The sequence below is a fragment of the Glycomyces paridis genome (genome assembly GCF_004912155.1).
Lineage (GTDB): Bacteria > Actinomycetota > Actinomycetes > Mycobacteriales > Micromonosporaceae > Glycomyces > Glycomyces paridis.
The window spans coordinates 12979-34946 of sequence record NZ_STGX01000002.1; the positions used below are offsets into that span (position 1 = coordinate 12979).

A 21968-nucleotide genomic window follows, 5' to 3' on the forward strand; every position below is an offset into this window, starting at 1 on the left:
TCAATCGTGAACGGATCGTATTTCGCAAGTAACACGCGCGAAACATTTGATTTACGATGAGGCAATTGATCGAGGTTAGCGTTTCGGCTAATAAGCTAAGGCGTCGACAGCGAGGTCGGCCGGCCGGCGAAGCACTGCGAGCCGGCTCGAGCCCGTCGGCGCGGCCGGCGGCCCGCGAGTCCGCTCGCGGCCTGCCGCGCGGCCCGACGGTCTGCCCGGCTGCCGGGGGGCCGTGTTCCGGTCCGCACCCGGCACTCACCTACCGAGAGGAAGCACTTCGTGTTCTCCAGCCCTGAAGAACTCCTCGGATATGTTCGCGACAACGACGTGAAGTTCATCGACGTCCGGTTCTGCGACCTGCCAGGCGTCATGCAGCACTTCAACATCCCGGCCGAGTCCTTCGACAACGACCTCCTGGAGGAGGGCCTCGCGTTCGACGGCTCGTCCATCCGCGGGTTCCAGCAGATCCACGAGTCCGACATGCTGCTGCTGCCGGACGTGGCGACCGCGTTCCTCGACCCGTTCCGCGAGCAGAAGACGCTCGCCCTGAACTTCTTCATCCACGACCCGTTCACGCGCGAGGCCTACAGCCGCGACCCGCGCAACGTCGCGAAGAAGGCCGAGCAGTACCTGGCCGGCTCCGGCATCGCCGACACCGCCTACTTCGGCGCCGAGGCCGAGTTCTACATCTTCGACTCGATCCGGTTCGACCAGAACGTCCACGAGGGCTACTACCACATCGAGTCGATCGAGGGCGCCTGGAACACCGGCGCGGTCGAAGAGGGCGGGAACCTCGGGTACAAGCCGCGCGTCAAGGGCGGGTACTTCCCGGTCGGGCCGGTCGACCACTACGCCGACCTGCGCGACCGCATGGTCACCAACCTCATCGAGGGCGGCCTCACCATCGAGCGCGCCCACCACGAGGTCGGCACCGCGGGCCAGTCGGAGATCAACTACCGCTTCTCGACGCTGCTGCACTCCGGCGACGACGTCCAGAAGTTCAAGTACATCATCAAGAACACCGCGACCCAGGCCGGCAAGACGGTGACGTTCATGCCCAAGCCGCTGTTCGGCGACAACGGCTCGGGCATGCACACCCACCAGTCGCTGTGGGCGAACGGCGACCCGCTGTTCTACGACGAGACCGGTTACGCCGGGCTCTCGGACACCGCCCGCCACTACATCGGCGGCCTGCTCAAGCACGCCCCGAGCCTGCTGGCGTTCACCAACCCGTCGGTGAACTCCTACCGCCGCCTGGTGCCCGGCTTCGAGGCGCCGGTGAACCTGGTCTACTCGCAGCGCAACCGCTCCGCGTGCACCCGCATCCCGGTGACCGGTTCGAACGCGAAGGCCAAGCGCGTCGAGTTCCGCGTGCCGGACCCGTCGAGCAACCCGTACCTGGCGTTCTCGGCCATGCTCATGGCCGGCCTCGACGGCGTGCGCAACAAGATCGAGCCGCCGGCGCCGGTCGACAAGGACCTGTACGAGCTCGGCCCGGAGGAGTACGGCGACATCGCCCAGGTCCCCGGCTCGCTCGACAAGGTCATCGACAACCTCGAAGCCGACCACGAGTTCCTCACCGAGGGCGGCGTGTTCACGCCCGACCTCATCGAGACGTGGATCGACTTCAAGCGCAAGAACGAGATCGACCCGATCCGCCTGCGCCCGACCCCGCACGAGTTCGACCTGTACTACGAGGTGTAGTCCAAGGTCCCGCTTAGTAGCGCCGAGGGGCGCGTCCGGTGCTCCGCGCCGGGCGCGCCCCTCGAACGTTTGTTCAGGCCCCCGAACCGGGGGCATACTCGCCCCGTGTCTCCCCGCTTCCTCCCCGAACGCGACCGCGACATCTATCGCGACGCGACCGCCATGTCCATCGGCATCTGCATCGTCGGCGTGTCCTTCGGGGCCCTCGCCACCGCCGCCGGACTGCCCTGGTGGATTCCCGTCGGCATGTCGCTGCTCACGTACGCGGCCACCTCCCAGTTCGCGATGCTCGCCGTGGTCCTGGCCGGAGGCGGCCTGATCGCCGGGCTCGCGGCCGGGGTCCTCGTGCACCTGCGCCACATCCCCTACGGGCTGGCCGTAGGCGACCTGTACTGGGGCAGGTGGTGGACGCGCCTGCTCGGGACGTTCATGCTCATCGACCAGTCGACCGCGTTCGCCCTCGCCGCGGGCGCCGACCGGCGTCGGGCGAAGACCGCCTATTGGGTGACCACCACGATCATGTTCGTCGCCTGGAACGCCGGGACGCTCATCGGCGTCCTCGCGGGCGGCTTCATCCCCGACCCGGACGTGTTCGGCCTCGACGCGGCCTTCCCGGCCCTGCTCATCGCCCTCGTGCTCCCGTCGCTGAAGGACCGCGACACGCTCCTGGCGGTCCTGGCGGGCGCGGCCGTCGCCGTGGCGACCGCGCCGTTCCTGCCCACCGGCCTGCCGGTCCTGGTCGCCCTCCTGGGCCTCCTGGCGACCTGGCCGCGCCGCGGCCGGAAGGCGGCCTCCGAATGACGATGGCAGCGGTCCTCGCCCTCGCCGTCGGGGTCTTCCTCGTGCGGCTCGCCGGCCCGGTGATGCGCAGCCGCATCACCGTCTCCGAACGCGCCGAGACGCTCATGAAGCGCAGCGCGATCGTGGTGCTCGGGGCCCTCGTGGTCACCAACGCCCTCTTCGTCGACGGCGGCTTCGCCGGATGGTCGCTCCCGGCGGGCGTCGCCGTCGGCGGCCTCCTCGCCTGGCGCCGGGCCCCGGTGCTCGTCGTCGTCATCGCCGCGGCCGCCACCACGGCGCTCCTGCGCCTCGCCGGGGTCGCATAAGCAGAGTCGCATAGGCAGGGTCACATAGGCAGAGTCGCGTAGGCCGGGTTGCATAGGCCGAGTCGCGCAGGCCGGGCGCCCCTCGGGAACCGTCTTGCCCGGCGGCGGCCCGCCGGTCATACTCTGGCGATGCCCCACCGCATCCTCGACCGCCTCGACCGGGGCGTGCTGCGCGACAGCGCGGCCCTCATCGCAGGGCTCTTCATCGTCGGCGTGTCCTTCGGCGCCGTCGCCACCGCCGAAGGCGTCCCCTGGTGGCAGGCCTCGGCCATGTCGCTCTTCGTGTTCGCCGGGGCCTCGCAGTTCGCCACGCTCGGCATCCTCGCGGGCGGCGGCGGGCTCCTCGCCGGGGTCGCCGCCGGGCTCATCCTCAACCTGCGGCACGTCCCCTACGGGCTCGCCGTAGGAGATGTGTACTGGACCAGCCTGCGCGCCAAGCTCATCGGCACGCACCTCCTCGTCGACCACACCGCCGCGTTCGCCCTCGCGGCGGGAGCCGACCGCGGAAAGGCCCGGCGCGCGTTCTGGACCGTGGGCGCGGTCCTGTTCGTGATGTGGAACGCCGCCACCGTGATCGGCGCGTTCGCAGGCAGGCTCATCGCCGACCCCAAGGCGTTCGGGCTGGACGCGACCCTCCCGGTCATCCTCGTCGCCCTGGTCCTGCCGAGCATGAAGGACCGCCGCACCCTCCTGGCGGGGCTCCTGGGCACCGCCGTCGCCCTCGGGACCAGCGCATTCCTGCCCGCGGGAATCCCGGTGCTCCTCGCACTCGTGGGCCTGGTCGTGATGTGGAAGGGCGCCGGAACGGGCGACCGGGCGGCGGCCGCATGACCATGCTCGCCGCCATCCTCGCCCTCGCCGCCGGGACCTACCTGATCCGACTCTCCGGTGCCGTCCTGCGCAACCGGATCACGCTCACCCCGCGGGCGGAGGCCGTGCTCAAGGCCGGTGCCGTCGTCGTCTTGCTCGCCCTCGCGGCCACCTCCACGCTCCTGGTCGAGGGCGCCTGGGCCGGATGGGCGCTCCCCGCGGGCGTCCTCGTCGGCACCGCCCTCGCGTGGCGCAAGGCCCCGCTCGCGGTCGTCGTCATCGCCGCGGCGGCCACGACCGCGCTCCTGCGCCTCGCCGGGATCGCCTGAGACACACCGCAAATCACCCAGAACAGCCCATTCGAGCACTGCGAGGTAGTGGATCGACTCCGCTACCATGAGGACCATTGTCGGCATACCACTTCCAATGTGGCCACCCCGTGCCGAAGACCCCCGAACCCCATACGGCCGACGCTTCCGGACCATCAAGCGCTAACGAGGAATCCCCCATGCCCCGTTCCAGTACCCCCGATACCCGCCAACTGAATGTCAAGGGCCTGCTGATAGCCGTCGGACTGCCCGTGCTCCTCGTGGGAGCGCTGGTCGCGACCCTGCTGGGCACGGGTGCGTTCAGTCGTGAGAGTCAGGGCGAGGACGCGAGTCTGTGGCTGTGGACGACGCAGGCCGGTGAGATCGCGCGAGTGAACGGCCTGACCGCCGCGACCGACGTCCGCTACGACTTGACGGACGCGGCCGGGAACGCGGTCCAGATCGAGCAGACCGATTCGCACCTCCTGCTTCGGGAGATCGTGACCGGGAAGGTCTCGGCGATCGACCTCTCGACACTCGAACTCACCGGCTCCGCTGAGACCGTCCCCGGCGAGGGCGTGCGGGTGGCGCTGTCCGATGAGGGCGCGTTCATCATCGATCAGACGCAGGGTCTGGTGAATCAGGTGCACCCTGCGACGTTGACGCCGATCGGGGAGCCGCTCCAGTTCCCGGCCGGGCTCACCGGCGGTGCGTTCGACGTGGACGGGAAGCTGTGGATCGGCGTCCCGCGCGAGGGCACCATCGTGCAGATCGAGCCTGAGGACGCGGGCGCGAAGACGCTCGCTACGGAGGTCGTGGCCGAACCGCGCCAGGAACTCGCCCTCACGGTCCTCGGTGACGGTGTGGCGGTGCTGAACTCGACGGTGAAGCAGATGACCACCATCCGCTCCGACGGGCGCCGTTCGGTGACCGACGTCGAGCTGGCCGGGCCTTCGGAGACGGCGGACACGAGCCCGGGGACGATCGCGTCGGTGACGGTGACCGACCCGCCATCGGTGATCACGGTCGACGACGACTCCTCGAAGCGGTTCGCGACCGGCGCGACCCCCTCGAACCTGCTGGGCGCCTCGGTGGAGTTCCATCAGCGGATCTACGTGCCCGACGGCGCGGCGGGCCTGGTGTGGGTCTACGACCTCGACGGCACGGAACTGGATCGGATCGAACTCGACTCCGGGGGCGGCCCGATCGAGCTGTACCACACCGGCGACACGCTGTTCGCCAACGCCGTCAACACCAACCAGGCCGTCGTCGTCTCCTCCGACGGCAACGCCCGACTCGCGGAGAAGAACCGGGACGATGTGCTCGGCGGCAACGTGCCCCCCACCGACGACGAGGACGACACCGGGAACGACGAAGGCGACGAGGAGGGCGAGACCCCCGACGAGCCGGTCGACCCCGAAGCGCCCGGCGCCGTCACCGACCTCACCGGCGTCGGCGGCGACGGCCTCGTCAGCCTCTCCTGGAACGCCGCACCCAACCACGGTGCCGCCCTGACGAAGTACGTGGTCGAAGGCGCGGGGAAGACCTGGGAGATCGCGCCCGGCCAGCGCGTCCTCGAAGTCGGCGGGCTCACCAACGGCGACGAGTACTCCTTCACCGTCACCGCGCACAACGCGATCGGCGAGGGACCGGCGGTCGGCACCTCGCCGATCGTGCCGACCTCCGCGCTCCCCGAGGCGGTGACCGCTGTGGAGGCGGTGGCGAACGCCGATGGGACCGTGACGCTCTCGTGGCCCGAGGCCGAGACGGAGGGTCCGGCGATCACGGGCTACCGGATCGAGTCGGTGGACAGCGACGGGGTGAGCCAGGCGCTCGCCGACGTCACGGGCACCTCGCACACGTTCGCGGACGGCGCGCTGGAATACGGGAGCAACTACGTCTTCACGGTACGGACGCTGGCCGGTGGCGCGGCGGCGGAGCCGTCCCCGCAGTCGGCGACGGTGGTGCCGTTCAGCGCCGCCGATGCGCCCGGCGGCCTTGAGGTGGCGACGGTGTCCGATGCGGCCGGGACGGTCGAGGCGACCTGGAGCCAGCCCGCGAACAACGGCCGGGCGATCGAGAAGTACGTGGTGGAGGCGAACGGCCGCACCGTCGAGGTGACCGAACCGTATGCGCTGCTTGAGGGTTTCGGCGACGGCGAGGAGGTGTCGGTGTCGGTGACGGCGGTCAACGAGGCCGGCGAGTCCGAGGCCGCCACGGCATCGGCGACGACGGTCGCCATTCCCTCGCTTGAGTTGGCGGTCGACAGGACGGGTACGAACTGGGCCTACCTGTCGGCCACCGTCGACGATGGCGGCGGCGTCGCCGACTGCACCATCGGGGGCACGGAGAACAACTACGATCGCGAGCTCCACGGCGAGACCGAGAGCGGGCAGGTCTCCCAGTTCTCGATCGAAGGGGCCTGCACGATGGGGACCTTCACCGGGGTCGAGGGCGTCACCTACACGCTCACAGTGAACATCGACAACGCCGCGGGGACCAGCACCGGTTCGGTGACGTTCACGCTCGGCTGACGTTCGACTCAACGGTGAGGGCCCCGCAGCCGTTCGGCTGCGGGGCCCTCGTCGTTCTACTGCTGGTCAGTCAGACCCGAAGGGCTGCTTACCAGTCCTGCGCGGCGCGGCGGCGGCGCATGATGAGCAGGATGGCGGCGGCGGCCACGATGAGCGCGGCGGCCGAGCCGATCATGATCGACAGCGAGCTACCGGTGGTGGGCAGCTGCGGGGCGGCCGAGGGGGTCTCGGATGCGCTCGGGGTCTCGTCGCAGGGGGTCCACTCGAACTCGAACGGGTAAGGGTTCTTGCCGTTCTCGATGAGCAGGTAGACGATCAGGCCGGGGGTGCCTTCGAAGGACACTTCCTGCGTGTCGCCGGGGGCGACGACGTAGACGGCCGGCTCTTCGTTCTCGCTGGTGGTGAAGGTGTAGGTGGTCTCGACGCCGTCAGCGGGGACCATCAGGTTGAAGTCGAGGCCCTCGCAGGTGTCGAAGTACTCGCCGAAGTCGCAGTTCTCGGCGGGCGCCCAGGCGTGCGTGGTCGGCTCGCCGCCGTCGACGCTGACGTCCACGGTCAGGTCACCGGTCTCGGAGGCCGGGAAGTCGAAGGTCTCGCCTTCCTGGCCCGCTTCGGGGGTGACCTCGAAGGAGTCGCCGTTGCTCGGGGAGATGGTGAAGGTCGCGAGCTTGTCCGGGTTGAGGTTGGCGACCCAGACGGTCAGGCCGAAGCAGTCGCTCCAGGACTCCTGCTGGGCGTCGGCGACGGGAGCGGGCGTGCTCGGCTCGTCGTCGGGCTCGCAGAGCTGCGTGGGCTTGTAAGCGGTCTTCAGGTACTGCTTGTTGTCGCCCTTCTGGCCGTTGGGCCACTCGGCCTTGATGACCAGGGTGGCCTGCTCGACGTCGGCGCCGAAGGTCTGGGTGGCCGTGAGGGAGCCCTCGCCGGGGTACGGCAGCGTCTCGCCGACGGCGATGTCGCCGTTGAGCGCGACGTCCGGCGTCGAGGTCACCTTGGTGATCGTGCCGGCGCCGAGGTTGCCGTCGCCGTAGCTCTTCCAGGCCCAGTCGGTGGCCGACCAGGTCACGGTCCAGCTGCCGTCCGCCGCGAGGCAGTCGGTGGTCGGGGCGACCTCGGTGTGGTGGGCTTGAGCTCCGGAGGCGAAGGCAACCGCTCCGGCGAGGCCGAGGGTGACGCTCGCGGTCAGACCCAGCACCCGCTTGAGGGTACGGTTCATGTCTCTCCTAAATAGATGACAGATGTTCTGGGGGGATTCGGGGCCGCTCGGTCGGAGGTGACGGCATCCGGCCGGCTCAGGCACCGTACCAAACAAGACACGTTGCAACCCGAAGAAGGGTCGCATCACGATTTTGTAACACCAGTTCGCAATGCTCGTGTGGCACATGGGGTGAGCGTTTCGCGACGACTACGCGAAACGGCCGGGCAAATGCCCGGCCGTCGTATGCGTTGTCGTGGATCAGCCCTGGTCGGGTTCGGCCTCGTCGATCTCGCCTTCCGACAGGTAGCCGGTGTCGACGATCTCCTCCTGGTAGTTCTCGGCGGTCACGTCGACCGGCGGGAGGAGGTAGGCGGGGATGAACTGGAAGCCGTTGTCGTAGCTGCCGAGGTCGTTGACCTCGGGGGTGCCGCCGTCGACGATCGCCTTGACCATGTTCGCGGCGACCTCGGCGAGTTTGCGCGTGTCCTTGAACACCGTCTCGGACTGGCCGGTGCCCTCTTTGATCGCCTTGAGCGACAAGGGTTCGGCGTCCTGGCCGGTGACCACGGGGAAGTCGTCGGACTTCGGGTCGTAGTCGGCGGCGACCAGCGCTTCGACCACGCCACGGCTGATGCCGTCGTAGGGCGAGAGCACCGCGTGGAGCTTCCGTTCGCCGTAGTGGTCGTCGAGGAGCTGCGTCATGCGCTCGCGGGCGACGCCGCGGTCCCAGCGCTCGGTGGAGGTGGGCTCCTGCTCGGTCTCGTCGGAGGGGATCTGGACGACGCCGGAGTAGAGGTAGCTCTCCAGGGTGTCGAGGCCGCCCATGAAGAAGTACTGCGAGTTGTTGTCGTCGAGTGCGCCGGAGAAGAGCTCGACGTTGAAGGGGCCTTCGCGCTCGTCGAGCTTGAGGGTCTCGATGATGTGCTGGGCCTGGAGCACGCCGACCTCGTAGTTGTCGAAGGAGGCGTAGTAGTCGACGTCGGGGGTGTCGAGGATGAGGCGGTCGTAGGCGATGACCGTCACGCCCTTGTTCTTGGCCTCGGCGAGGACCGCGCCGAGCGAGTCGTTGCCGATCGCGCCGACGATGAGGAACTCCACGCCCTTGTCGATCATGGAGCGGATCTGCTCGATCTGCATCTCGACGTTGTCCTCGCCGTAGGACAGGATCGTCTCGTACCCGAAGCCCTTGAGGCGCTTCTCCAGGTCGGCGCCCTCGACCACCCATCGGTCGGAGGTGGTGGTGGGCATGGCGATGCCGGTATGGCCGGTGAGCGCCCCGGACTCCCCGTCGGCGCCGCATCCGGCGAGGGAGGTGGCGGCGAGTCCCGCCGATCCGAAGAGCAGGCCACGACGACTGAGGTGCATGGGGAGGTACTCCTTCGAACGCGGGGTGTGTGCACCCCGAAACTACACGAACCAAAATCACAAAAATCGGGTCATACCGTGATCAATCCGTGTCCGAAACCGGCGGTGCCGGATCGGGGCCGCCGCGCGGCCCCTCGTCCCGTCCGGAACAGGACTTGACTGGTAACACTCCCGCCCCGAAAGGTAGAACGTGAGTCCCGAGTACCTCTCGGCGGGCCCTCCCGGAGCGACCGACCTCGCTCGGCGGCGCTCGGGACCGTCCGGGCAGCGGGCCCCGGGCGGGGGCCGAATACGATTGCGGGCATGGATGACCGCTGGATCGAAGTCGCCGACCGGGTGTGGGCGCGCAGGCTCGAGGAACTCGACCAGACCCTCGGTCTGGTGACGGGCGACGCGTGCGCGCTGGTGATCGACACCGGCGTCAGCGCCGAGGCGGGCTACGAGTTCGCGACCGCGATCCGCGAGCTCACCGACCTGCCCTGGCAGGTCGCCTACACGCACGACCACTTCGACCACTGGTTCGGGACGCAGGCGTTCGGGGAGTCGGCGGTCTGGGCCGTCGGAGACGGCACGTCGTACGTCGCGCGCGGCGACGAGCAGCGCAGGGCCTGGGCCGCGACGTACCGCCGGGACGGCAAGGAGGAGAGGGCCCGCCAGATCGGGGCCACTCGCCTGGTCCCGCCGAACTGCCGCGTCCAGGGCTCGGTCGGGCTCGACCTGGGCGGGCGGACCGTGGTGCTGCGGCAGGTTGGGCTCGCACACAGCGACAACGACATGGTGGTCGAGGTCCCCGACGCGGGCGTGCTCTTCGCGGGCGACCTCCTCGAAGAGGGCGCGGCCCCCAGCTACACCGGCGCCTTTCCGATCGAGTGGGCGCAGCACGTGGAGTACCTGCTCAGCTGGCGCCCCACGATCGTCGTGCCGGGCCACGGCGAGCCGGGCGACTACTGGTGGGCTCGCGGCCAGGCCCGCGACCTCGCCGAGACGGCCCGCCTGTGCGGCGAGGTCGCGCAGGGGTTCGTCACCGAGGACGAGGCGGTCGCGCACGGCCCCTTCGGGCCCGAGACCACCAAGGCCGCGATCGAGCGCTGGCGCGAGCTGACGCCGCCCCCGGCCGAACCCGCGCCGCCCGCCGCGACCGCACCGGCGGGCCCGCCGCCGCCCACGGTCGTCTACGAGATCTTCGACTACTCGCTCGACCTGCGCCCGTAGCTACTGCTCGAAGGGCTGGTCCTCGAAGCCGAGGTGGAGCTTCTTGAGGAGCGCGCCGAGCTGCGCGCGCTCGCGCTCGGAGAGCACCGCGAGGGTCTCCAGCTGGAGGTCGACGCCGGTGCGCACGGCCACCTCGATGACCTCGCGGCCGAGGTCGGTCATGCGGACCTTGAGGCCGCGCCGGTCCCCCGGGTCGGGCAGCCGCTCGACGTACCCGGCGGCTTCGAGCTTGTCGAGGCGGCCGGTGAGGCCGCCGGAGCTGAGCATCATCGCGGCGCTGATCTCCTTGGGCGAGAGCGTGTACGGCTCCCCCGAGCGGCGGATCGTCGCGAGGACGTCGAACTCGTTGCGCCCCAGGCCCTGTTCGAGCCGGAGCCGGTGGAGCCGCTCGCCGAGCTTCTGCGAGATGCGGTGGAGACGCCCGTAGAGCGCCATCGAGTCGAGTTCGAGATCCGGCAGCTCGCGGTGCCACTGCGCTGCGATGCGGTCCACGGCGTCCTCGGTCATGGGTGACATTCTTTCCCACCGGTCCTTCCCGGAGAGCGGTACCTGGCGGTGATACTGCTCAACCTCAAGTATCTTGACTTTGATTAGCTTGAGTGTAAGCTACTCTTATACAAGACATCTCAGGGAGCCCCGATGAACCGCAACGCCAAGGACCTCCTCCTCACCGCCCTCGCCCCCGTCATGTGGGGCACCACCTACGTCGTGACCACCGAGTTCCTCCCGGCCGACCGGCCGTTCCTCACCGCGATGCTCCGGGCCCTGCCCGCCGGGCTCCTGCTCGTCCTGATATCGCGCAGGCTCCCGAGAGGGTCGTGGTGGTGGCGGTCGGCCGTGATCGGGACGCTGAACATCGCGGTCTTCTTCGCCATGCTGTTCATCGCGACCTACCGCCTCCCCGGCGGCGTCGCCGCGGTCGCCGCCGCGGTCGGCCCGCTGGTGACGGCCGGTGCGACGCTGCTGATCCTGCACACGAAGGTCCGCCTGCGCACCTGGCTCCTCGGGCTCGCCGGCGTCGCGGGCGTGGCGATGGTGGTCCTCACCGCCGAAGCCGAACTCGACCTCGTCGGCGCGCTCGCCGGGATCGGCGGCGCGGTCTCGATGGCCGTGGCCGTGGTCCTCACCAAGAAGTGGGGCCTCCCCGAAGGGGCCGGACCGGCAGCCCTGGCCGGCTGGCAGCTCACCGCGGGCGGCGTCCTGCTCGTCCCGCTGGCCTTCGCCGTCGAGGGCACGATCCCCGCGCTCACGACCGCGAACGTGCTCGGCTACATATATCTCGGCCTGGTCAACACGGCCCTGGGCTACTGGCTGTGGTTCCGCGGCATCGGACGCCTCTCAGTCGTGCCGCTGAGCTTCCTGGGCCTGCTCTCGCCGCTCACCGCCGCCACCGTCGGCTGGCTCGCCCTCGGCCAGACCTTCACGGCCTGGCAGACCGCGGGCTTCGCCGTGGCCCTCGCCGCGACCGTGGCCGCACAACTCCACGCCAGGCCCCGCACCGCCGCCCCGGCGCCCGAACCCGAGAAGCAGCTCGCCCGCGTCTGAGACACGACGAGGGGCCCGTCCGCGGACGGGCCCCTCGTCGTGTCTCAGACCATCTTGCGCTTGTAGGCGCGCATGGCCAGGGGCGCGGTCACCGCGAAGATGCCCACCGCCCAAGCAAACGTCCACATCAGCGGCTCGGCGATCGGCCCGAAGGACAGCAGGCCGCGCATCGCGTCGGCCAGGTGCGTCACCGGGTTGACCTTCGCCCAGGCCTGCATGAAGCCCGGCATCGTGTTGATGTCCACGAACGCGCGCGAGGTGAACGTCAGCGGCATGATGATCACGAACGAGTAGATCTGGACCTTCTCCTCGGAGTCGGCCACGACCCCCATGAGCACCGAGACCCACGAGATCGCCAGCGCGAACACGACGAGGGTGAGCGTCGCCAGGAGGGCCCCGGAGACGCTGCGGAGCTCGAAGCCCATGAGCAGGCCGAGGCCGACCATGATCGCGATGGACCAGACCTGCTTGAACAGGTCGGCGAAGATCTTCCCGGCGAGCGGGGCCGAGCGGGCGATGGGCAGGGACCGGAAGCGGTCGTAGACGCCCTTGCGGAGGTCGGCGTTGATGCCGGTGCCGGTGTACATGGTCAGGAAGATGGCGTTCTGGGCGATGAGGCCGCCGAGGACGTACTGGAGGTAGTCGGAGGTGGAGCCGGCCATCTGGCCGCCGAAGACGTAGACGAAGAGCAGCAGAAACATGATCGGGCTCAGGGAGAGGTCGACCAGTTCGAACGGGTTGTGCTTGATGCGGACCATCTGGCGCCAGGCCATGGAGAGGGTCTGGCGGACGGTGTCGGCCGGGCCGGGTCGGCCCAGGGCCGGGGCTTCGACGGCGGTGGCGGGCATCGCTCGGCCTCCTCGGTCTGGGTGTCGGTGTCGGTCTCGGGTTCGGCGTCGGCCTCGGTGCGGTGGCCGGTGAGGGTCAGGAAGACCTCGTCAAGGCTGGAGAGGCCGAGGTGGAACTCGGTGAGGGCGATGCCGCGGTCGCGGAGGTCGGCGGCGAGGGTCGGCATGATGGCGTCGTCGTTGACGCCGAGGGTGATGGCGCCGGCTTCGACGATGGGGTCGAGGTCGGGGAAGCGTTCGGCGACGAGGGCGCGGAGGCTGTCGAGCTGGCCGTGGTCCTCAGGCTGGATGCGGAGGGTCTGGCCGCCGATCTTGGACTTGAGCTGGGTCGGGGTGCCGGTGGCGATGACCTTGCCGTGGTCGATGACGACGATCTCGTGGGCGAGCTGGTCGGCCTCTTCGAGGTACTGGGTGGTGAGGAGGACGGTGGTGCCCTCGGCGACGAGGTCGCGGACGAGTTCCCACAGTTCGCCGCGGGCGCGGGGGTCGAGGCCGGTGGTGGGTTCGTCGAGGAAGAGAATGCGGGGGCGTCCGACGAGGCTGGCGGCGAGGTCGAGGCGGCGGCGCATGCCGCCGGAGTAGGCCTTGGCGGGTTTCTCGGCGGCGTCGGAGAGGTTGAACTTGGCGAGGAGTTCGGCGGCGCGGGCCTTGGCGTCCCTGGTGGGCATGCCGAGGAGGCGTCCGATGAAGCGGAGGTTCTCCTCGCCGGTGAGCAGTTCGTCGATGCCGGCGAACTGGCCGGTGAGGCCGATGAGGGAGCGGACTTCGGGGGCGTGGCGGACGATGTCGTAGCCGCCGACGCGGGCCGTGCCGGCGGTGGGTTGGGAGAGGGTGGCGAGCATGCGGACCATGGTGGTCTTGCCTGCGCCGTTGGGGCCGAGGACGCCGAGGACGGTGCCGGCGCGGGCGGTCAGGTCGATGTGGTCGACGGCGACCAGGTCGCCGAAGTGCTTGGTGAGGCCTTCGATCTCGATGGCGTTGTCAGGCGACACGTCGTCCTCCTTCGGATGCGTTCGCACTGCGGGTGCGGCGGCGGGGTCTCGGTCGTCGCCGCATGAAGGTGCTGTTCATCATGATGTCATATTGACGCCCTGTTGGCATCATTCTGGCAGGCCGATTTTCGGGGCGCGTGCCGCCGCGGCGGGCCAGAGAATGATCATGCACCCGGGGTCCGACACGCGCCACGGGTTTGCGGGGACTACAGGGCCTGGAGGAGCTTCCTGACGCGCTTCTCGCTGACCTGGTAGCGGGTGCCGAGCTGCTGGGCGAAGAAGCTGACGCGCAGCTCTTCAAGCATCCAGCGGACCTCGCGGCCCTCGCCGGAGCGCAGCGCGGCGGGCCGGGTGCGCGCGAGCGCGTCCCGCTCGGCCTCCAGGGCCTGCACGGCCTCCATCTTGCCCTTGTCCCCCGCGACGTCGGCGGCCACGCGCCCGGCCCGGTAGGCGATGGCCTTGACGTAGCGGTGCACGTCGTCCAGGCGCCACCAGCCGGTCGCGCCCACGAAGCCGTCGGCGCCGGTGAGGGCTTCGAGCTGGCGGCGCATGTCGCTCATGGCAGGGAGCATCGCGAAGTCGAACTTGCCTTCGAGGCGCCGGGCGGCCTCGCGGCCTTCGGCGAGGATGGCCGCGGCCCTGCGCGCCACGGCGGCCGACTCGCCCGCGACCTCGGGCCGGGCGCGTTTGAGGAGCGCCTCGAAGCCCTCGCGGTCCCAGACGGGTCCGCCGCCTTCGATGAGGACCTTGTCGAGCACGGTGCGCACGCAGTCGGCCAGGAGCGCATCGACGTTCGCGTAGGGCCCGGTCGCCAGCGCGAGCAGCTCGTTGCGGGTGAGGGCCTCTTTGAGGTGCGGGTCGGGGGTGTTCAGGCGCAGGAGGCGGCGGGTGCCCGCCCACATGTTCGCGGCCTGGGAGCCGAGGTCGGGGAAGGCCTTGACGCCGACGGTGCCGCCCTCGTCGACCAGGGCGGGGTAGGCCTTGGCGGTGTAGCCCTTGCGGGGGGTCTCGTGCAGTTTCGGGAGGGCGTCGAAGTCCCAGGCCTTCAGGCCGGTGCGTTCGAGGTCGAAGGCCTCGGCGGCGGCCTCGCGGGTCTTGGGGGCGAGCTGGCGCTGGAGGGCGCCCAGTTCCTTGCCTTCGGCGACGATCTTGCCGTCCTCGTCCTTGACCTGGAAGGTGACGAGGAGGTGGCCGGGGACCTTGGCGAGGTCGAAGGCGTCCTCGGGGACGTGGACGCTGGTCATGGACTTGAGGGTGTCGGCGAGGGCGGCCATCATGGGGCGCCCGGCGACGGGGGCCATGCGGGCGACGGCGGCGCGGGCGAAGTCGGGGGCGGGCACGAAGCTGCGGCGCAGGGACTTGGGAAGGCTCTTGATGAGCGCTTCGGCGAACTCGGCGCGCAGGCCCGGGACCTGCCAGGTGAAGGCGTCCTCGTCGAGCTGCTGGAGGGCCGGGAGGGGGACGGCGACGGTGACGCCGTCGGAGGCCGAGCCGGGTTCGAACTCGTAGTCGAGGTCGAGGTCGACGCCCTCGGAGGTCCAGACCTCGGGGTAGGCGTCGGCTTCGACGTCGCCGGCGCGGTCGCCCAGGAGGAGGGCCTCGTCGAAGTCGAGGAGGGACTTGTCGCGCTCCTTCTTCCACCAGGAGTCGAAGTGGCGGCCCGAGACGATGTCGGCGGGCAGCCGCTCGTCGTAGAAGTCGAAGAGGGTCTGCTCGTCGGCGAGGAGGCCGCGGCGGCGGACCCGGCTCTCGAGTTCCTCGACCTCGCCGATCTTGGCGAGGTTGCCGGCGAGGAAGCGGTGGTGGGTGTCCCATTCGCCTTGGACGAGGGCGTGGCGGATGAACAGCTCGCGGCTGAGGGGCACGTCGATGCGCCCGAAGTTGACGCTGCGGCGGGCCACGATCGGGACGCCGTAGAGCGTCACGCGCTCGAAGGCGAGGACAGCGCCGGCGCGCTTGGACCAGTGCGGTTCGGAGTAGGTGCGCTTGACGAGGTGCTGCGCGATCGGCTCGACCCATTCGGGTTCGATCTTGGCGCAGACGCGGCCCCACAGGCGACTGGTCTCGACCAGTTCCCCGGCGACGACCCAGCGGGGCTGCTTCTTGGCCAGGCCCGAGCCGGGGAAGATCGCGAACTTGGCGTTGCGGCCGCCGAGGTACTCGCGGGTGTCGGCCTCCTTGACGCCGATGTGGGAGAGGAGCCCGGCGAGGAGGGCGGTGTGGACGCTCTTGGGGGCCGGGGTGGTGTCGGGCGACTCGACCGGGATCTTGAGGCTCTTGAGGACGCTGAGGATCTGGCGGACGAGGTCCTGCCATTCGCGGATGCGCAGGTAGTGCAGGTACTCCTGTTTGCACATGCGCCGGAACGCGCTGGAAGAGCGGGAGCGGCGCTCGTCTTCGAGGTAGCGCCAGAGGTTGAGGAACGCCGAGAAGTCGGAGTCGGGGTCGTTGAAGCGCGCGTGCGACTGGTCGGCCTGGGCGCGCTTGTCGGCCGGGCGCTCCTTCGGGTCCTGGATGGACATCGCGGCGGTGATGACGGCGACGGCGTGGACGCAGCCCTCCTCGCGGGCCTGGAGGATCATCCGCGCCAGGCGCGGGTCGATCGGCAGTCGCGCGATGTCGCGCCCGGCCTTCGTCAGGCGCCGCTCGCCCGAGCGCACGTCCTCCAGGGCGCCGAGCTCCACCAGGAGGTCCATGCCGTCCTTGATGTTGCGCGAGTCGGGGGCGTCGACGAACGGGAAGGTCTCGACCCGGCCGAGCTTCGCGGCGGTCATCTGGAGGATGACGGAGGCGAGGTTGGTGCGCAGGATCTCGGCGTCGGTGAACTCGTCGCGCGCGTTGAAGTCGTCCTCGGAGTACAGGCGGATGCACACGCCCTCGGCGACGCGCCCGCAGCGCCCGGCCCGCTGGTTCGCGCTCGCCTGGCTGATCGCCTCGATCGGCAGGCGCTGCACCTTGGTGCGCGCCGAGTAGCGGGAGATGCGCGCGAACCCGGCGTCGACGACGTAGCGGATGCCCGGGACCGTCAGCGAGGTCTCGGCGACGTTGGTGGACAGGATGATCCGGCGCCCGGTGTGGGGCCGGAACACCCGGTGCTGCTCCTCGGCCGAGAGCCGCGCATAGAGCGGCACGACCTCGGTGCGCGGCAGCTTCGCCTTCTCCAGGGCGTCGGCGGTGTCGCGGATCTCCTGCTCGCCGGAGAGGAAGACGAGGACGTCGCCGTCCCCGATGCGGGAGAGCTCGTTGACCGCGTCGAGGATGCCGTCGGTCTGGTCGCGGTCCTGCTCGCCGTCCTCGCCGCGCAGCGGCCGGTAGCGAACCTCCACCGGGTAGGTGCGGCCGGAGACCTCCAGGACCGGCGCGGGCCCGGACTCGGAGGCGAAGTGGTTCGCGAAGCGCTCGGGGTCGATGGTCGCCGAGGTGACGATGACCTTCAGGTCCGGTCGCTTGGGGAGGATCTGGCGCAGGCACCCGAGGATGAAGTCGATGTTGAGGCTGCGCTCGTGCGCCTCGTCGATGATGATCGTGTCGTAGGCGCTCAGGAGCCGGTCGTGCTGGATCTCGGTGAGCAGGATGCCGTCGGTCATGAGCTTGACGAAGCTGGAGTCCGAGACCTGGTCGGTGAAGCGGACCTTCCAGCCGACCGCCTCGCCCAGCGGCGAGTGCAGCTCCTCGGCGATGCGCTCGGCCACCGCGCGGGCGGCGATGCGCCGCGGCTGCGTGTGGCCGATCATGCCGCGCACGCCGCGGCCCAGTTCGAGGCAGATCTTCGGGATCTGCGTGGTCTTGCCCGAGCCGGTCTCCCCGGCGATGATGACGACCTGGTGGTCGCGGATCGCTTCGAGGATGTCGTCCTTGCGCTGCGAGACCGGCAGCTCCTCGGGGTAGACGATCGCCGGCACCGACGCGGCGCGGGCCGCCAGCGCGGCCTCCTTGCGTTCGACCTCGGCTTCGAGCCGGCCGAAGGCCTCGGTGCGGGCGGGGCCGGCGAGTTCGCGGGCCTCGCGAAGGCGCCTGCGGAGGGCACGCTGATCGGCCGTGCGCAGCGCGGAGACGCGCTCGTGCAGGCGGGGACGGGAGTCGGCGGAGCTGGGCATGACGATCGTCAACGATACGCGGACGGCCCGGCCGAGCGCCACGCGATTACGCGCGGTGTGGCCGGGCCGTCCGCGGCGGCCTTCAGTTCTCTTCGAGGTCCCCGCACAGGACCCGGTCGGAGTCCAGGCCCGCGGCCTCGGTCGCCGGCTCGGGGGCGTGGACCACGACCGACTCGGCGCGGTCGTCGAGCACGAGCGGCACGGAGGCCGTGGTCGCCCCGGTCCCCGACTCGCTGGTCGTGAACGTCAGCTGGACGATGTTCCCGGCCGCGTCCTCGCCCGAGGCGTCGGCGAGCCAGTGCCCGCCGCCGGGCGGGTCCTCGTCGCACTCGCCGTCGTGGACGTGCGCCGTGTACTCGAGGCCCGGTTCGAGCCCGGTCACCGACAGCTGCACGGAGGTCCCGTCGCCCGAGGAGACCTCGGCGGTCCCGGTCGCCCGCGGCGCGGCCTCGGCCCACGCGGCGGTGACGCCCAGCGAGGCCGTCCAGGCCCCGCCCAGGTCGGCGTCGTCCTCGGCGTCGGAGCCGCACCCGGCGGCGGCGACGGTCAGCACTGCCGCTGCGGCGGCTGCGGCGGCTCGGATCAACGGCATCGGCGCTCCTCGGTCGGTCGGCGCCCCGCGGCGGGGCGACCCCAGTATCGGCCCGGAAGCGGCGCCGATCCGGGATCGCCGCGCGGAGCTACGCGGCCACGGGCTCGTCGAGCGCGATCCCCTCCCCGCGGCGCAGCTCGACCCTGCGGGTCAGGCCCAGGCCCTCAAGGAACGCCTCGTCGTGGCTGACGACGACGAGCGCGCCCTCGAAGGCGCCGAGCGCCTGCTGGAGTTGCGCGGTCGAGGACATGTCGAGGTTGTTCGTCGGCTCGTCGAGCAGGAGCAGCTGCGGCGCGGGCTGCGCCGAGAGCACCGTGGCCAGGGCCGCGCGCAGGCGCTGCCCGCCCGAGAGCGTCGCGACCTTCTGGAACACCGAGGCGCCGCGCATCCCGAAGCGCGCCAGGCGCGTCCGCAGCAGCGACTGGTCGGCCTCGGGCGCCCGGGCGCGGACGCTCTCCAGGACCGTCGCGTCGTCGTCGAGCAGTTCGAGCCGCTGCGTGAGGAACCCGTGCGGGACCCGCGAGGCCGAGGCGAGCGCCCGCAGCAGCGTGGTCTTGCCCGAGCCGTTGTCGCCGGTCACCGCGATCCGCTCGGGACCGCGCACGTGCAGGCCCAGCCCCTCGCCGTACAATTCGCCGACCTTGAGGCCCTTGACGATCGCGATCTCGCGGTGCGAGGAGACGTGCGTCTCGGGCAGGTCGACGCTGATCGCGCCGTCGTCGCGCAGCGAGTCCTCGGCCGCGTCCAGGCGCTCGCGCGCCTCGGCCACGTCCTCCTGCTTGGCCAGCAGGATCTTCGCCGAGGACACCTCCCCGGCGTTCTTCTTGCCGTTGAGGAGGATCTTCGGCGTCCCGCCGCGCTCGCGCTCGCGCCGCCACGCGGCGGCGCCCTTGTCGTTCTGCATCCGGGTGGCGACGAGCTCGCGGCGCTGGCGCGTCAGGTCCTGCTTGGCGTCGCGCACGGCGCGGGCCGCGGCCTCCTTCTCGGCGGCCACGACCTGCTCGTACGCGCTGAAGTTCCCTTCGAAGACGCGGATGCGGCCCCGGTAGAGCTCGGCGACGGCGTCGACGTGCTCCAGGAGCGCCCGGTCGTGGCTGACGACCACGAGCGTCCCGTTGAACCGGCGGATCGCCTGGTAGAGGCGCTTGCGGGCCGAGCCGTCGAGGTTGTTCGACGGCTCGTCGAGCAGGAGCACGTCGGGCCTGCGGGCGAGGCGCCCGGCCAGGCCGACGAGCATGGACTCCCCGCCCGAGAGCGTCCCGACGGTCCGGTCGAAGCCGATGTGGTCGAGGCCGAGCTCGTCGAGGGCGACGCGGGAGCGGTCGAGGAAGTCCCAGTCGTCGCCGATGGCCGCGAAGTGCGCCTCGCCCGCGTCCCCGGACTCGATGGCGAGGAGCGCCTCGCGCTGGGCGGCGATGCCCAGCAGGTCGGCGACGGTGTCGCCCAGGCGCAGCGGCAATTCCTGCGGGAGGTGCTCGATGAGCCCGGACGCGGTGATCGTGCCCGAACCGGGCCGCAGGAGCCCGGCGACCAGGCGCAGCAGGGTCGACTTGCCGGTGCCGTTGTCGCCGACGAGCGCGGTGCGGCCGTCGGAGAAGACGGCGTCGACGCCGTCGAAGACGCGGTCGCCCTCGGGCCAGGCGAAGCGCAGCTGTTGGACGTTGATGTAGGTGGTCATGCGACCTCTCTCAGGTTCGACGCGGAACGGAATCGAATGAGAGACATCGCGCCGGAACGGCGAGAAGGAGATTTCCCTACAGCGCCGCTGAGCGGCGGTGGGCACCCTCTTGATCGAAGACACACCGTGCACGTGCGCAGAGACGTGGCGGCGCGATGTCTACGACCTAGAGCTTCAAGTGAGTGCCTAACCTCGGGAACAAGGACGGGACAAGGCTAGCCGGGCTCCGGACGGACTGTCAAGGGAAATGGGACGCGGGCCGCCCGGCGCCCTTCGCGCCGGACGGCCCGCCACGGCGAGTGCGCGCCGTGTGCTCCGTGGGTGTGCGTCAACAGGCCGAGGTCTGGCGCCACACGCCCCATTCGCCGGTCGTGCCGGGCGTCTCGCCGGTGGTCCACCAGCTCGCGCGGTAGGCCGCGCCGCCGTAGGTGACCTCGTCGCCGGAGTTGTAGACGGCCGAGGAGGACCAGGCGCCGGCGTCGCAGCCGGTGCCGTCGCCGCCGGGCGTGGTCGGCGGGTCGGTCGGGTCGGGCCCGCCGCCGTCGCCGCCGAAGTCGACGTCGATGCACGAGTAGAAGGCGTTCGCCGTGTCGGCGATGACCCACACGCTGAAGATCAGGTGCTGTCCGCTGCGCTGGGGCAGGTTCACGTTGTGGGTCATGGTGTGGTCGGGTTGGGCGCCGCCCATCGCGAAGGAGGCGATGGGCGTCAGGACGAGGTCGTCGCGGGTGAGCGGCTGCGTCGGGTCGTAGGAGTCCTTGGTGATGTAGTAGTCGAACGTCGCCGTGGAGTGCCGGGCCGTCATCGTCCAGGTGAAGGAGCGGTTGCCCGCGTTCACCGAGGTGGTGGGCCAGTTGCCGCCGCGCGGGTCGTCGAGTTCGGCGAAGGGGGCGTTGCCGCCGGAGCACAGCTCGCCGTCGGCCGGACCGGCGGCGGGGAAGCCCTTGGGGCCCTCGACGCTCTGGGGCTCGTACGAGATGGCACCGCAGTTGGTGACCTCGCCGCTCGCGCACAGCGCGGAGCGGGAGGGCGGGTCGGAGGTGTAGCCGTGGCCCCAGGCGAGTGCCGCCAGTGAGGCCGAGACCGCGAGTGTCGCGGCGCCGGCGATGGACAGGATGATCTTGCGCGTGTTGCGCATCGTCGTCTCCCATCGAGGAGGTGGGTCAGCAATGCTTCGGTGCACCATGGGGGTGACCAGGTAAGACACCGAATTAGAAAGTAACCTAACAGTTAAGTGGGCCGTGACACAAGGGGAACGGCGGCAGAATTCTGGCGCTCGCGGAATTTCCGTTCGAACCCGTGCGAAACCACCGCGTTCACACACGGCACACGTCGGAATATGATCGATAATCTTCTATACATGGATATGCATGGGCGTCGGCGTGACCACCGTCGTGTGCGAGCACGAGACGACGGGCCCTCACGAGCGCTACGATTTCCCGGTTGCGCCGCATCGCGGCCCCGGCCCGGATGCCGCCCGAAGGGCAGAGCACCGGCGCCCGCGGCCGGCGCGACGTCGACTACTTCCACACCTTCCGCTCCGCACCAGAGGAGAGCCGTGTCCGCTGCCATCAACGCCGCCCAGGGGGTCTCGCAGGTCCGCGCCGAGCAGGCCCGGCTCGACGGCCTGTACGCGCGGCTCGACCGGCTCCGCGAGGAGACCGCCGCCCGGCTCGACGAGGTCCGGCGCCGGCACGTGGAGAACGAGCAGGAGCGCTCGCAGCGCGACGCCGAGACGCACCTGCACCACCGCCGCATCGCCCAGCTCGACGCCGTCGAGGAGGGCCTGTGCTTCGGCCGCCTCGACTACATCGACGACGAGGACCCGATGTACCTGGGCCGCATCGGCGTCCACGCCGAAGGCGGCGAGCAGCTCCTGGTCGACTGGCGCTCGGAGGCCGGCCGCCGGTTCTACCTCGCGACCGCCGCCGCGCCCGCGGGCGTGCGCCGCCGCCGCCACCTGCACACCAAGGGTCGGCGCC

The 21968-nt window shown here is 70.4% G+C and carries 17 protein-coding genes and 2 pseudogenes; 9 read left to right on the forward strand and 10 right to left on the reverse strand.

Annotated features, from left to right (window positions below; genetic code table 11):
* Positions 1 to 279 precede the first annotated feature (279 nt).
* From glnA to E9998_RS02210, 6 genes are all read left to right on the forward strand, one after another.
* Positions 280 to 1704, forward strand: a complete 1425-nt coding sequence (gene glnA / locus E9998_RS02185) for a type I glutamate--ammonia ligase (RefSeq protein ID WP_136528081.1) — start codon at positions 280 to 282, stop codon at positions 1702 to 1704.
* Positions 1705 to 1809: 105 nt separating this feature from the next.
* Positions 1810 to 2505: an AzlC family ABC transporter permease gene (locus E9998_RS02190; protein ID WP_204745205.1), complete on the forward strand. Its 696-nt coding sequence runs from the start codon at positions 1810 to 1812 to the stop codon at positions 2503 to 2505.
* A complete protein-coding gene (locus E9998_RS02195) occupies positions 2502 to 2810 on the forward strand; it encodes an AzlD domain-containing protein (RefSeq protein WP_136528082.1) in 309 nt (102 codons plus the stop codon). Before E9998_RS02190 ends, E9998_RS02195 begins: the two co-directional genes overlap by 4 nt.
* A 129-nt stretch (positions 2811 to 2939) precedes the next feature.
* Positions 2940 to 3641, forward strand: coding sequence for an AzlC family ABC transporter permease (locus tag E9998_RS02200; RefSeq protein WP_136528083.1), 702 nt, complete (start codon positions 2940 to 2942; stop codon positions 3639 to 3641).
* A complete protein-coding gene (locus tag E9998_RS02205; RefSeq protein WP_136528084.1) occupies positions 3638 to 3949 on the forward strand; it encodes an AzlD domain-containing protein in 312 nt (103 codons plus the stop codon). The genes E9998_RS02200 and E9998_RS02205 overlap by 4 nt, the downstream gene beginning before the upstream one ends.
* A 179-nt stretch (positions 3950 to 4128) precedes the next feature.
* Positions 4129 to 6462 carry a fibronectin type III domain-containing protein gene (locus tag E9998_RS02210; protein WP_136528085.1) on the forward strand — a complete coding sequence of 778 codons (2334 nt, stop codon included), beginning with the start codon at positions 4129 to 4131 and terminating at the stop codon, positions 6460 to 6462.
* Between the two features lie 88 nt (positions 6463 to 6550).
* Here E9998_RS02210 and E9998_RS02215 read toward each other — a convergent pair whose 3' ends face one another.
* Together E9998_RS02215 and E9998_RS02220 are read right to left on the reverse strand one after the other, a co-directional pair.
* Entirely contained in the window at positions 6551 to 7675 is a 1125-nt protein-coding gene (locus E9998_RS02215; protein WP_136528086.1) for an LPXTG cell wall anchor domain-containing protein, read from the reverse strand.
* Positions 7676 to 7915: 240 nt separating this feature from the next.
* Positions 7916 to 9022 (reverse strand): substrate-binding domain-containing protein, encoded by a 1107-nt coding sequence (locus E9998_RS02220; RefSeq protein ID WP_136528087.1) that lies wholly within the window; start codon positions 9020 to 9022, stop codon positions 7916 to 7918.
* 303 nt (positions 9023 to 9325) lie between these two features.
* Between E9998_RS02220 and E9998_RS02225 the strand changes: the two genes are divergently transcribed.
* On the forward strand, positions 9326 to 10234 hold the full coding sequence (locus E9998_RS02225; RefSeq protein WP_136528088.1) for an MBL fold metallo-hydrolase: 909 nt from the start codon (positions 9326 to 9328) through the stop codon (positions 10232 to 10234).
* Here the strand turns inward: E9998_RS02225 and E9998_RS02230 are convergent, their stop codons facing one another.
* Complete coding sequence (locus E9998_RS02230; RefSeq protein WP_136528089.1) at positions 10235 to 10741, reverse strand: MarR family winged helix-turn-helix transcriptional regulator; 507 nt, start codon at positions 10739 to 10741, stop codon at positions 10235 to 10237.
* 132 nt (positions 10742 to 10873) lie between these two features.
* Here E9998_RS02230 and E9998_RS02235 point away from each other — a divergent pair, with 132 nt between their 5' ends.
* Entirely contained in the window at positions 10874 to 11779 is a 906-nt protein-coding gene (locus E9998_RS02235; RefSeq protein WP_136528090.1) for an EamA family transporter, read from the forward strand.
* 44 nt (positions 11780 to 11823) lie between these two features.
* Here the strand turns inward: E9998_RS02235 and E9998_RS02240 are convergent, their stop codons facing one another.
* From E9998_RS02240 to E9998_RS02265, 7 genes and pseudogenes are all read right to left on the reverse strand, one after another.
* Positions 11824 to 12552: an ABC transporter permease gene (locus E9998_RS02240; RefSeq protein WP_204745207.1), complete on the reverse strand. Its 729-nt coding sequence runs from the start codon at positions 12550 to 12552 to the stop codon at positions 11824 to 11826.
* Positions 12489 to 13619 (reverse strand): ATP-binding cassette domain-containing protein, encoded by a 1131-nt coding sequence (locus E9998_RS02245; RefSeq protein ID WP_240037465.1) that lies wholly within the window; start codon positions 13617 to 13619, stop codon positions 12489 to 12491. The genes E9998_RS02240 and E9998_RS02245 overlap by 64 nt, the downstream gene beginning before the upstream one ends.
* 206 nt (positions 13620 to 13825) lie before the next feature.
* Entirely contained in the window at positions 13826 to 17716 is a 3891-nt protein-coding gene (gene hrpA, locus E9998_RS02250) for an ATP-dependent RNA helicase HrpA (RefSeq protein WP_136528092.1), read from the reverse strand.
* An 82-nt stretch (positions 17717 to 17798) separates the two neighbouring features.
* Positions 17799 to 18308, reverse strand: a complete 510-nt coding sequence (locus tag E9998_RS02255; protein WP_136528093.1) for a superoxide dismutase family protein — start codon at positions 18306 to 18308, stop codon at positions 17799 to 17801.
* Between the two features lie 88 nt (positions 18309 to 18396).
* Positions 18397 to 19986 carry an ABC-F family ATP-binding cassette domain-containing protein gene (locus E9998_RS02260; protein WP_136528094.1) on the reverse strand — a complete coding sequence of 530 codons (1590 nt, stop codon included), beginning with the start codon at positions 19984 to 19986 and terminating at the stop codon, positions 18397 to 18399.
* Positions 19987 to 20314: 328 nt separating this feature from the next.
* Positions 20315 to 20551, reverse strand: a complete 237-nt coding sequence (locus tag E9998_RS26975) for a carbohydrate-binding protein (RefSeq protein ID WP_420842405.1) — start codon at positions 20549 to 20551, stop codon at positions 20315 to 20317.
* Positions 20537 to 21124, reverse strand: a pseudogene (locus E9998_RS02265) (lytic polysaccharide monooxygenase auxiliary activity family 9 protein); the annotation flags it as partial. The pseudogene E9998_RS02265 and the gene E9998_RS26975, both read right to left, overlap by 15 nt.
* A 420-nt stretch (positions 21125 to 21544) precedes the next feature.
* Between E9998_RS02265 and E9998_RS25110 the strand changes: the two are divergent.
* Positions 21545 to 21968, forward strand: a pseudogene (locus E9998_RS25110) (hypothetical protein); the annotation flags it as partial.